This is a genomic window from Thioalkalivibrio sulfidiphilus (assembly GCF_000377945.1).
GTDB lineage: Bacteria > Pseudomonadota > Gammaproteobacteria > Ectothiorhodospirales > Ectothiorhodospiraceae > Thioalkalivibrio_A > Thioalkalivibrio_A sulfidiphilus_A.
The window spans coordinates 63,675-74,399 of record NZ_KB898935.1 but is presented as its reverse complement, the minus strand read 5'-3'; the positions used below and the strand labels follow the sequence as shown (position 1 = coordinate 74,399).

General features: G+C 64.2%; 9 protein-coding genes and 1 pseudogene. 4 read left to right on the top strand and 6 right to left on the bottom strand.

Annotated features, from left to right (window positions below):
• Window positions 1-244: pseudogene (locus D580_RS0107875) on the top strand (IS1380 family transposase); the annotation flags it as partial.
• A gap of 172 nt (window positions 245-416) precedes the next feature.
• On the opposite strand, the gene D580_RS0107870 reads toward D580_RS0107875, so the two are convergent.
• The 5 genes from D580_RS0107870 to cysM form a co-directional block, all read right to left on the bottom strand.
• Complete coding sequence (locus D580_RS0107870) at window positions 417-842, bottom strand: hypothetical protein (RefSeq protein ID WP_018953861.1); 426 nt, start codon at window positions 840-842, stop codon at window positions 417-419.
• A 97-nt stretch (window positions 843-939) separates the two neighbouring features.
• Window positions 940-1,200 carry a helix-turn-helix transcriptional regulator gene (locus tag D580_RS0107865; RefSeq protein ID WP_018953860.1) on the bottom strand — a complete coding sequence of 87 codons (261 nt, stop codon included), beginning with the start codon at window positions 1,198-1,200 and terminating at the stop codon, window positions 940-942.
• A 319-nt stretch (window positions 1,201-1,519) separates the two neighbouring features.
• Complete coding sequence (gene rlmD / locus D580_RS0107860; protein WP_018953859.1) at window positions 1,520-2,860, bottom strand: 23S rRNA (uracil(1939)-C(5))-methyltransferase RlmD; 1,341 nt, start codon at window positions 2,858-2,860, stop codon at window positions 1,520-1,522.
• On the bottom strand, window positions 2,860-3,645 hold the full coding sequence (locus D580_RS0107855; RefSeq protein WP_018953858.1) for a 3'-5' exonuclease: 786 nt from the start codon (window positions 3,643-3,645) through the stop codon (window positions 2,860-2,862). Before D580_RS0107855 ends, rlmD begins: the two co-directional genes overlap by 1 nt.
• Window positions 3,642-4,535, bottom strand: a complete 894-nt coding sequence (gene cysM / locus D580_RS0107850) for a cysteine synthase CysM (RefSeq protein ID WP_018953857.1) — start codon at window positions 4,533-4,535, stop codon at window positions 3,642-3,644. The genes D580_RS0107855 and cysM overlap by 4 nt, the downstream gene beginning before the upstream one ends.
• Window positions 4,536-4,605: 70 nt before the next feature.
• On the opposite strand from cysM, the gene D580_RS0107845 reads away from it, so the two are divergent.
• From D580_RS0107845 to D580_RS0107835, 3 genes are read left to right on the top strand one after another with little or no spacing between them, the layout of a single operon-like run.
• The gene (locus D580_RS0107845) at window positions 4,606-6,564 is read left to right on the top strand and encodes a TonB-dependent receptor plug domain-containing protein (protein ID WP_051081785.1); all 1,959 of its coding nucleotides are present in this window, start codon (window positions 4,606-4,608) and stop codon (window positions 6,562-6,564) included.
• Window positions 6,565-6,590: 26 nt separating this feature from the next.
• Window positions 6,591-7,532: an ABC transporter substrate binding protein gene (locus tag D580_RS0107840; RefSeq protein ID WP_231363519.1), complete on the top strand. Its 942-nt coding sequence runs from the start codon at window positions 6,591-6,593 to the stop codon at window positions 7,530-7,532.
• Window positions 7,532-10,279 (top strand): ATP-binding protein, encoded by a 2,748-nt coding sequence (locus D580_RS0107835; RefSeq protein WP_018953854.1) that lies wholly within the window; start codon window positions 7,532-7,534, stop codon window positions 10,277-10,279. Before D580_RS0107840 ends, D580_RS0107835 begins: the two co-directional genes overlap by 1 nt.
• Window positions 10,280-10,344: 65 nt before the next feature.
• Here D580_RS0107835 and acpS read toward each other — a convergent pair whose 3' ends face one another.
• Window positions 10,345-10,725, bottom strand: coding sequence for a holo-ACP synthase (gene acpS / locus D580_RS0107830; RefSeq protein ID WP_018953853.1), 381 nt, complete (start codon window positions 10,723-10,725; stop codon window positions 10,345-10,347).

The window sequence follows — 10,725 nt, the reverse complement described above, 5'->3', positions numbered from 1 at the left end:
CGTGCTGGCGCACAATCTCAACCGGGAAATGCAGATGCTGTGTCATGAACAGGTCCGCAACACGACTGAGAAGCGCGCGCCGCTGTGGTGTTTCGAACAACTCGGCACCCTGCGGCGCAAACTGATCCAGCGCGCCGGGCGCCTGACAAGACCCCAGGGCGCCTTGACGCTGACCATGAGCGCTAACCCCGCCGTGAAATCCGAGCTGTTGCATTACCTGAATACCTTGAAGCAAGCAGCCTGAAACCTGGTTGCGTCAAATTTATGCAATGATTGGGTTAAGTACCCCCGTAATATCCCCCATAATTCCCGATCAAGCGAACCGAGGTACGAGTGACGACTGGTTGGTGTTGTTCGCCTTTTCAGGCGTCCTTTTCGGTTCGAAAAAGGACCAAAGGGCTCATCCTCCCAGACACTCAACTCGAAGAGGCATCCAGTAATCCGTAATGCATCGCCTCGTGATCGAGCATGATGCGCTGCTGCAGCACGCGCCACTTGCCATCCGACTCCTTGTCCAGCACCACCTCCAGAGCGCGACGTATGACGGTGCCGTCGTTGGCCTCCACCCGCTCCACGGTCTGGAACATGATTTGCCTGTCCGTGGCGGCCCTCATGCGCAGGCCCGTGTAGCTGACGTCCTTGAGCACGCGGTCCTTGAACTCATGCTCGCACTGGCGGAACCAGTCGTCGTAGCCGATGGCCTCGAAACCGGGAATGCCGAGCACCCGGACGCGTTTCGACACCAGGTCCATGTGGGCGGGATGGTCCAAGGCACGGGCGGTACGTTCCACCGCGTCGATCCATTGGAGGGCGATTTCTCTGGCGTGGTTTTCTTGGCTCATGGTTGCCTTGATCGGTGGAAATCATATGAAGCCAAAAGGGGTGGGTGAAAAATCGTTTGATTTGTCACCCACCCCTTATGGCCAGACCCTGACATCTCTATGCCGCAGACTCCTGGCGGATATCCCAGCCCGGAAAAACGAGAACCGCGGGATGGCACTTAAGGGCCCTGGCAAGAATCTTTGCTCTCTCCACGCCCAGATTGACCCGGTCATTTTCAATCGCAGAAATGGTGGATTGAGGAATGCCCGTGAGCTCGGAAAGATCGTTCTGGCTCAGTTCCTGTAATTCCCGGAGGATCCGCACCGACTCCCCGACAGAGACATCCACCAACTTCTTTGCTTTGCGATAATCTTTCATCCTGCTTTTTCCGGTAGTCGTGCGGAGTCAGGCTAGCAGCAGGACAAGGACAAGATCCTGCTTGCACAGATGGGCGCCTCTAGGCATTTATCGTCACTTCTGATGTGGTGGGGACCCTCACCCAGTCCACGACATTTGTCCGACTTTAGCGGCTCAGACTGGGTGAGGCAAACTGCACGGCGGGCGCGTCCTTACATGCGGGTGGAATCGAAACCATCGGGAACGAGATTACCTTGCGACCTTCGCGCATCCCTTCGCGCCCTTCGCGGTTCGCTTTTCCCCTATCCCTTCTCGCCTAACCCCTCACACACCACCACCCTCACCCCTTCACAAACACCGCCATGGACTCCACATGGGCGGTATGGGGAAACATATCCATCACTCCCGCAGCCTCCAGGCGATAGCCAAGGGTATGCACCAGGGTGCCGGCGTCCCGGGCCAGGGTCGCCGGGTTGCAGGAGACGTAGACGATACGCGGCACGTTGAGACGGCCCAGGAGTTTCATCACGCCGGCGGCACCGGCGCGGGGCGGGTCCAGCAGGATGCGGTCGAAGCCGGCCCGGGCCCAGGGGGCATTGACCACATCATTGGCGGCGAGATCGGCGGCATGGAACTCGGCGTTGCGGATGTCGTTGTGCTCGGCGTTCTCCCGGGCGCGGGCGACCATGACGGCCTCCCCTTCCACGCCCACCACGTGGCCGGCGCGCCGGGCCAGGGGCAGGCTGAAGTTGCCCAGGCCGCAGAACAGATCCAGTACCCGGTGTTCCGGCCCCACCTCCAGCAGCTCGATGGCCCGGGGCACCATGGCGCGGTTGATGTCCCGGTTCACCTGCACGAAGTCCAGGGGGCCGAAGGGGATGCGCACGTCGAAATCCGGGTGGGCGTAGAACAGGGGCTCCGGCTGCTCCGGTGACAGGGGATGGACCGTGTCCGGCCCCTTGGGCTGGAGCCAGACCTGCACGTCCTGTTCAGCGGAAAAGGCCTTGAGGCGCTCCACGTCGCCCTCGCTCAGCGCATCAAGGTTGCGGAACACCAGGGCGGTGCGGTCCTCGTCATCCACCGCCACCTCCACCTGGGGGATGCGGTCCCGTGCGTCCAGGGTGGAGAGGAAATCCCGCAGGATCATGATGCGCTTGCCCACGGAGGGGTGCAGCACCTCGCAGGCCTCGAGGGTCGCCAGGTAGTGGCTGTAGCGCTCCCGGAAACCCACCAGGGCGCCACCCTTCTTGGGCACGTATTTCACCCCCAGGCGCGCCTTGCGCCGGTAGCCCCAGGCGTGGGCCCGCAGGGGCTCCTGAATGTGCGCCGGCACCACCTTGCCCACGTGCTCAAGGACCTCCAGCACCGCCTGCTGCTTGGCGTGGACCTGGGCGGCGTCGCTCATGTGCTGCAGGCTGCAACCGCCGCACAGGCCGAAATGGACGCAGCGGGGTTCGACCCGGTCGGGGGATTCCGCCAGCACCTGGTCCACCGTGGCCTCGTCGTAGCGCCGGTGCCGGGCCACCAGGCGGGCGCTGACCCGTTCCCCGGGCAGGGCACCGTCCACGAACAGGGCCTTGCCCTCCACCCGGGCCACGCCGCGGCCTTCGTGGGTGAGGGATTCGATAGTGACCTCCACCGGGGCCTGGGGCACCGGCGCGGAACGGGCCCTGCGGCCCATCAGGCGCTCTTCCCCGCCTGCCAGGCGTCCAGGAAGGCGCCCAGGTGCGCCTCGGGGGATTCCGCGAGCATGTGCCGCACCCGCTCCAGCTCCACTTCCAGGGCCTGCTCCGTGAGCCGGCCGCGCATGCGCTCGAAGCGCAGGTAGACCAGGTAGGTGTTGAGCACGTCGGTCTCGCAGTAGTTGCGGATGCCGCGGATGTCGCCGGCCAGGTAGGCGTCCCAGACCTTGGCGCCGCTCATGCCCATCTTGCCGGGGAAGCCCAGCAGGCTGGCCACCTCGTCCAGGGGGGCATTGGCCCGGGCCTGGAAGCCGGCCAGCACGTCCATCAGGTCCACGTGGCGCCAGTGGAAGCGGGACAGGTAGTTGTTGTAGCGGAAGTCCCGGTCGTCGTCGCCCATCTCCCAGTAGCGGGCGGCGCTGATACCGTGCAGCAGGGTCCGGTAGTGGATCACCGGCAGGTCGAAGCCGCCGCCGTTCCAGGTGACCAGGGTCGGGGTGTAGCGCTCCACCCCCTCGAAGAAGCGGGTGAGTAGCTCCTTTTCGCTGGCGTCCTCGTCACCCAGGGACCAGACCGCCAGGCGGTCCCGGGTGACCAGGACCACAGAGATGGCCACGATGCGGTGCAGGTGGTGGGCCAGGAACTCGCTGCCGGTCTTCTGTACCCGCAGCTGGGCCATGGCCTTGGCCGTGTCCTCGTCGGAGAGACCCTCGAAGCCGTGGATGCGCCGGGCGCCCTCCACGTCGGGGACGGTCTCGATGTCGAACACCATGATCGGGGTCATGCGGGAAATACTCCGGTGGAAATATAGCGGTCGCCCCGGTCGCAGATGATGGACACGATGGTGGCGTTCTCCACATGGGCGGACAGCCGCAGGGCGGCGGCCACGGCGCCCCCGGAGGAGACCCCGCAGAAGATGCCTTCTTCCGCAGCCAGGCGGCGCATGGTGTCCTCGGCCTCGGCCTGGGTGACCTCCAGGGTCTGGTCCACGCGGAAATCCTCGAAGATGCTGGGCAGGTATTCCTTGGGCCAGCGGCGGATGCCCGGGATGCTGGAGCCCTCGGCGGGGGTCACGCCGACGATCTGCACCGCCGGGTTCTGCTCCTTAAGGTAGCGGGAGGTGCCCATGATGGTGCCGGTGGTGCCCATGGCGCTGACGAAATGGGTGACCTCGCCGCCCGTGTCCCGCCAGATCTCCGGGCCGGTGCCCTCGTAGTGGGCCAGGGGGTTGTCCGGGTTGGAGAACTGGTCCAGCACCCGGCCCCTGCCCTCGGCCTCCATCTGCTTGGCCAGGTCCCGGGCCCCCTCCATGCTCTGCTCCCGGGACACCAGGATGATCTCGGCGCCATAGGCCTTCATGGCGGCCCGGCGTTCCGCGCTCATGTTTTCCGGCATAATGAGGACCATGCGGTAGCCCTTGATGGCCGCCGCCATGGCCAGGGCGATGCCGGTATTGCCGCTGGTGGCCTCGATCAGGGTGTCCCCGGGGCGGATCTCGCCGCGCGCCTCCGCCTTGCGGATCATGTTGAGCGCCGGGCGGTCCTTCACGGAGCCGGCGGGGTTGTTGCCTTCAAGCTTGGCCAGGATCGTATTGGTCGTCTGCCCCGGCAGACGCTGCAGGCGCACCAGGGGGGTGTTGCCGACGAAGGCTTCCAGGGTGGGATAGGACTTCATGTTCGCTCAGGGACCGTCAGGGACGAGAGCCGACATTATAAACACGACGCACAGGGGGCGTCCCGGACCCATGAAACCCGCTAACCAGCTGACTCGCGTAGTCATATCGATACTGGGCGCAGCCCTCACATCCCTGCCCATGGCCCAGGCCCAGCAGGACCCCTTGCCCACGGAACACGATTTCTTCATGGACCTGCCGGTGGTGCTCACCGCCACCCGCCTGCAGCAGCCGGTGGCCGAGGCCCCCGCCGCCGTCACCGTCATCGACCGGGAGCTGATCGAGGCCTCCGGCGCCCGGGAACTGGTGGACATCCTGCGCCTGGTGCCGGGCATGATCGTGGCCAGGCATTCCAACCACGAGCCTGTGGTCACCTATGGAGGCCTGCCGGAACGCTTCTCCAGGCGCATGCAGATCCTGGTGGATGGGCGCTCCGTGTATCAGCCCTTCTCCGGGGGGGTGCTCTGGACCGATCTGGGACTGGCCATCGAGGACATCGAGCGCATCGAGGTCATCCGCGGCCCCAACGCCGCGACCTATGGTCCAAGCTCCTTCCTGGGCATCATCAACATCATCACCCGTCACCCCGCCGAGACTGTCGGGCGACATGTCACAACCCGGGTGGGCACCAACGGCGTCCGTGACCTGATCGCGCGCCAGAGTGGCAGCGGCGAAAATATTGACTACCGACTGACCCTCTCTACCCAGGAGGACAATGGTTTCCCCGATACCTTCAGCGACAAGCGGGCACAGTTCGCCAATCTGCGCATGGACTATCGCATGACGCCGGAGCACACCTTCAGTACCCGCGCCGGCTTCGGGAAATCCCGCAAGTCACGGGGCCGCGACGATGACCTGGATCCTGAACACCGCTTCACCACCGACAGTGCCCACGTGCAATTGCGGCTTGATCAGGACAGCGGCGTGGGTGACAGCTGGAACGCCCAGTATTACTACCAGCAATACAGCACCAAGGACGAGTTTTCGGTGCAATTTCTGGGCCTGACCATTCCCCTGGACGAGAACGTGCGTACCGATCGCCACGACCTGGAATTCGAACGTCGCCAGTCGATCGGCACAGCCACCCGGGTGGTCTGGGGCGGCAGCCTGCGACACGACCGCGTGGCCTCACCCACCTACTTCAGTGAGCGCAGCCCGGTAAGTGACGATCTTTATCGGATCTTCGCCAACCTCGAACAGGAGCTTGGCGGAATCACCACCGTCAATCTAGGCGCGATGTACGAACACAGTGACATTTTCGGCGAACAGGTTTCACCCCGAGCCGCCGTGAATTTCCAGGTTCATCCTGAACACACCTTTCGGGTGATCGCCGCGAGGGCGACCCGCACCCCGGTGCTGACCGAGGAACTGGCTCTGCGCGTCTATGACCTGAATGAATTCGGCATCCCGATGATCATCCCCGTGCTGGTGGCGGAAGGCGGCCTGAAGCCGGAAACCACCGAGTATTACGAACTGGGTCATCACGCGAGCCTCGGCCAAAGCGGCCTGGTCATGGACACCAAACTCTTCAGCAACCGTATCCGGGGCCTGATCGACAGCTCAGGTCCAGGCTCCATTTCCTTTGCCGACCGTGGCGGCGTCGGTTACCAGGGCATCGAGATGCAGCTGGACTACTGGCTCTCGGACCGAACCCGCCTGCACGGTGGCCTGACCTATCACTTCAACCGGGACGACTACAGCAGCGGTCGGGACGGACGGTATGGCGAGGCTGTCCCTCGGAGCATCATCACAGCAACCATCTCCTCGCGAGTCACAGACCAGCTGCGTCTTTCAGGGGTCTACTATCATTATTCCGAGATAAACTGGATCGATGGCGACCCCAGTGATGCCAAAGATGGCTTCCTGGATGTCTCCGCCCTCTGGACCCTGAATCGCCAGGCGCGAATCGGGATCACGGTCCAGGACCTGCTGGCACGGGGCTATGACGGGAGAACGCCGTCTAACGCCGACATCTACCAGGTCAACCGTCGCGAAACCCGAAGCTTCGCCAGCCTGTCATTAGACTTCTAGCCAGCAGGACATCGAACCACCCAAGGATGATGCGAGCACCCATCGCCACATGGACATCACTCGTCGCCGGCCTGATGCTGCCGGCGCTGGTTCTGTTCATGCCACTGTGCGGGTTCGCCTCCGAACCTCAACCGGCCCCGACGCGCGTGCTGCTTCTGGCCAGCGACGACGGCACCCTGCACCAGCGCATCCTGCTCTCCATGGAACGCCAGATCGGGAACGTGCCGGCGTCACGGACAAGGGCTATCGCCACTGACGAGGGCGCACGCACACAGATTGGTCACTTTGACTGCACGGAGTGCCTGATCGTGACCTCCGGCGTTCATGCACTGCGCCTCGGCCTCGAGGCCAGTCATCAGGCCCGGATCCTGGCCATCGCCATCCCGGAGGAGAGCTTCCTGCAGATGACCCGTGGGCGGACGGACAGGGACAGACTCTCGGCCATTTTCATGGAGGTCTCCCTCGAACGCATGGCAGAGATCATCAGCCAGCGCCTGACCGGCATCGAGTCGGTGGGTATCGTCAGCAGCGACGGGCGTTACCTGAGCGGTGAACACCGACTCGGACACCCCGACCGCGCCCCTGGGCTTAAGTTCCGGGAATACGCCGTACCCCGGGAAGCGGACATCGTGGATGTCTTTACCCAGGCCAGCCGCGAGAACCAGGCCATCCTCGCCGTGCCGGATCCGCGCATCTTCAATCGCGACACCATCGTGCGCATCATGCTGACCACCTATCGCAGCAACACCCCGGTGATCGGTTATTCCGAGGCCATGAACCGGGCCGGTGCACTGATGTCGGTGTTCTCCTCGCCGGAGATGCTGGGTGACGAGGCGGGTGAACTGGTCGCCGACGCCCTGCGAGCGCAGCGATGGCAGCACACCGAGCGACACACCGAACGCTACACCGTGGCCGTCAACCCGCAGGTGGCCCGCTCCCTTCGCATACGAGTCAAAGAAACCCCGTGATGAAGAACTGGCGCATCAAACACCGTCTGCTGGCCCTGGCATTGCTGCCCTCGATGGTGGTGGCCATGGTGCTCACCGGCTACTGGACGGCCATCAAGATCATGGAGCTGAATCAACGACTTGAGGAACGTGGCGCGATCATCGTGGCCTTCCTGGCGCCGGCCGCGGAGTACGGGGTGCTGTCGGGGAACCGGGCCTACCTGCGCTCTGCGAGTACCCGGGTCCGTGAGGAACAGGATCTGATCAGCATCCGCATCAGCGACGACCGGGACAACCTGCTCTACACCCATGTCCGCGACATCCAGGAGTCCCGCCGACTGCACACCCTGTCGGCGCTGCTGTTTGGTCATGAGGTGCGCCTGTTCGAGGCACCGATCGTGCTCACCAGCCTGGATGGCTTCGATTTCATCGGTGGGTCCGCAGAGGCGGACCGGCGCAGTACGGAACGGGTGATCGGGCATGTCAGGATCAGTCTGTCCACGGTGCCCACCGCCATCACCCAGACGGAGTGGCTGCTGCGAAGCATCGCCATCATCATCGTCCTGCTGGGCATCACCGGGCTGGTCATCTATCGCCTGGAACGGCCCATTTCCGCGCCCCTGGAGCAGATGGCCGAGACCGTGCGGCGCATCGGACGCGGCGATCTGGAGGCCCGCACCGGGGTCAAGGCAGGCGGAGAGCTGGCACAGCTGGCCCACGGCATCGACAACATGGCCGAGAACATCCAGCGCGCCCACGCGAGGCTTGCGGAACGCATCCAGTCAGCCACCCGGGATCTGCAGGAACAGCTTGAACTCATCGATCAGAAGAATCGCGAGCTGACCATTGCCCGGGGCAATGCGGAAGAAGCCAACCAGCGCAAGTCGCACCTGCTCGCCAGCATCAGTCACGAACTGCGCACGCCCCTGAGCGCCATCCAGGGCTATTCCGAACTGCTTGAACAATACGGCAACCTGGATGATCGCGATCTGGGCTGGCTGGAGATCATCAACACCTCCAGCAAGGACACCCTCAAGCTGGTCAACGACCTCCTGGACGTGGCCCGTCTGGAATCCGGGCGCATCACCATTCACCGCAATCAGTTCGAACTGGGTAAGTGTCTCTCGGAAGTGATCGGCATCTGCCGACGTTCCCTGCGCGACCGCCAGGTGGATGTCACCCTGATCATGAGCCCCGAGACACCCGCCTCGATCACATCCGACCACCTGCGCTTCAAACAGGTGATCACCAACCTGCTCAGCAACGCGCTGAAATTCACCGCCAACAGTCAGGTGAACGTGCATGTCGGCGTGCGTCAGGAAGGGCGTACCCGGCAGCTCGAGATCTGCGTGCGGGATTTCGGGCCCGGTATCGAACCGGAAGACCTGCCGCACATCTTCGAGCCCTTTTTCCAGTCCAGACACCCGGAGGTGCGCCGTCACAGCGGCGCAGGCCTGGGCCTGAACATCACACGCGGCATCACGGAACTGCTGGGTGGACAGATCCTGGTGGACAGCGCCCCGGGCACGGGCAGCCTGTTCACGCTCCTGCTGCCGCTGTACGACAGCGACGTACCGCTGCCCTCGCCGCCGCTGCCGGGCGACCTGGGCCAGGTCACGGTCTGGTGCGACGATACGGAAGTGCGCACGGCGCTGCTGCAAACCCTCAGGGTCATGAACCTCGGCACCCGGGCAGGGAGATCGCTGGATGACTACATCCAGCAGCTGGACCTCAACCCCCAGGGCATCGGCATCATCTGGGTGCGCTCCCTGTCCGGTGATGACCTGGAGAAACTGCGTCTGCACCCGTCACTGCTGGCGCGCACCCTGATCGCCAGAAACAGCCTCATGCCGGAGGAGACCCAGGCGGGCCTGCTCGCCCAGGGGGCGCGCTTCATGCCGCTCACGCTTTCGGTCCAGTCCCTCAATCAGGCCATCCAGCGCAGGCTGCGCCCCGGCACCGCCAGCCGGGACGTGGAGGAAGACCTCGCGGAGGACACGATACCCTTGAACGGTCTGCGTTTCCTGGTGGCCGATGACAACGCCGTCAACCGGCGCCTGCTGGCGGAGATCATCCAGCAGCAGGGCGCGGAGGTTCGGCAGGTGGAGGATGGTGCGTCCGCCGTGAGCGCCTATCACGAGGACACGCCGGACGTGGTGCTCATGGATGTACACATGCCGGTGAAGGACGGCATCGAGGCCATGCTGGAGATCCGCGCGGAGGATCCCACGGCGCGCATCGTCGCGGTGACCGCCGATGCCCGCCCCGAGATGCACATCTCCCTGCTGCAGCAGGGCTTTGACCAGGTGCTCTCAAAGCCAATCTCGGAGCAGGACCTGGTCGAGTGTGTGCAGGAAAGTCACAAGGGCGTGCGCCGCTCCAGCCGTCGCAACGTCGACCCGGCCCGGGACATGCCGCACCCGGTACACGATCCCGTGCTTTCCCTGCAAAGGGCCGGCGGCAATCCACAGCTGGCCCGGGACATGCTGGACATGCTGATCCGCGATGCGCAGAAGGCCCTGGAGCAGATCACTGAGACATCCATGAGCAACGAGGCACTGCTGGAACTGGTGCACCGCATACACGGCGGCTCACGGTACTGCGGCACGCCACGCCTGAACACCCGCAGCCAGGCCCTGGAAGCGGCCCTCAAGGACGGGCGCACGGATGACGTCCCCGCCCTGCTGGAGGCCTGGAAAAAGGAATTGAAGACGCTTTCGGAACAGGGCGACGCCCTGCTGAAGGAGATGGAGGTGATGAAGGGGTAGCTTGTGCTTGGTGCTTGGTGCTTGGTGCTTTGATCTTCCAAAGCACAAAGCACAAAGTACTAAACTCACCCCATCAGAATCACAAAGGCCAGCGCGTAATCCCGGTCATCGGTGATGCTGATGTGGGACTCCTTCACCCCGAGACGCCCGGCGGTCTCGGCGGCGCGCCCGGAGAAGACCAGCAACGGGCGCCCCCGCGCATCATGATCCACGCCCACGTCCATGAAGCGCATGTGTGCGCCCACCCCGACGCCCAGCGCCTTGCTCGCCGCCTCCTTGGCGGCGAAGCGGCGGGCCAGGAAGGCCGCCGGGGACGCGGTGTTGTGATACCCGGGCCATTCCACGGGATGCAGGATGCGCCGGGCGAGGCGTTCGCCGTGGCGCTCGAGCAGACCCGCCATGCGCGGGATGCTGGCCAGGTCGGTGCCGATACCCAGGATCCTCAT

What these genes read in the sequence shown, in the direction of transcription:
- D580_RS0107840 (WP_231363519.1), top strand. Translation starts at nt 6,591, where the DNA reads ATGATGCGAGCACCCATCGCCACATGGACATCACTCGTCGCCGGCCTG.
- cysM (WP_018953857.1), bottom strand. Translation starts at nt 4,535, where the DNA reads ATGAAGTCCTATCCCACCCTGGAAGCCTTCGTCGGCAACACCCCCCTG.
- D580_RS0107870 (WP_018953861.1), bottom strand. Translation starts at nt 842, where the DNA reads ATGAGCCAAGAAAACCACGCCAGAGAAATCGCCCTCCAATGGATCGAC.
- D580_RS0107865 (WP_018953860.1), bottom strand. Translation starts at nt 1,200, where the DNA reads ATGAAAGATTATCGCAAAGCAAAGAAGTTGGTGGATGTCTCTGTCGGG.
- D580_RS0107835 (WP_018953854.1), top strand. Translation starts at nt 7,532, where the DNA reads ATGAAGAACTGGCGCATCAAACACCGTCTGCTGGCCCTGGCATTGCTG.
- acpS (WP_018953853.1), bottom strand. Translation starts at nt 10,725, where the DNA reads ATGAGGATCCTGGGTATCGGCACCGACCTGGCCAGCATCCCGCGCATG.
- rlmD (WP_018953859.1), bottom strand. Translation starts at nt 2,860, where the DNA reads ATGGGCCGCAGGGCCCGTTCCGCGCCGGTGCCCCAGGCCCCGGTGGAG.
- D580_RS0107855 (WP_018953858.1), bottom strand. Translation starts at nt 3,645, where the DNA reads ATGACCCCGATCATGGTGTTCGACATCGAGACCGTCCCCGACGTGGAG.
- D580_RS0107845 (WP_051081785.1), top strand. Translation starts at nt 4,606, where the DNA reads ATGAAACCCGCTAACCAGCTGACTCGCGTAGTCATATCGATACTGGGC.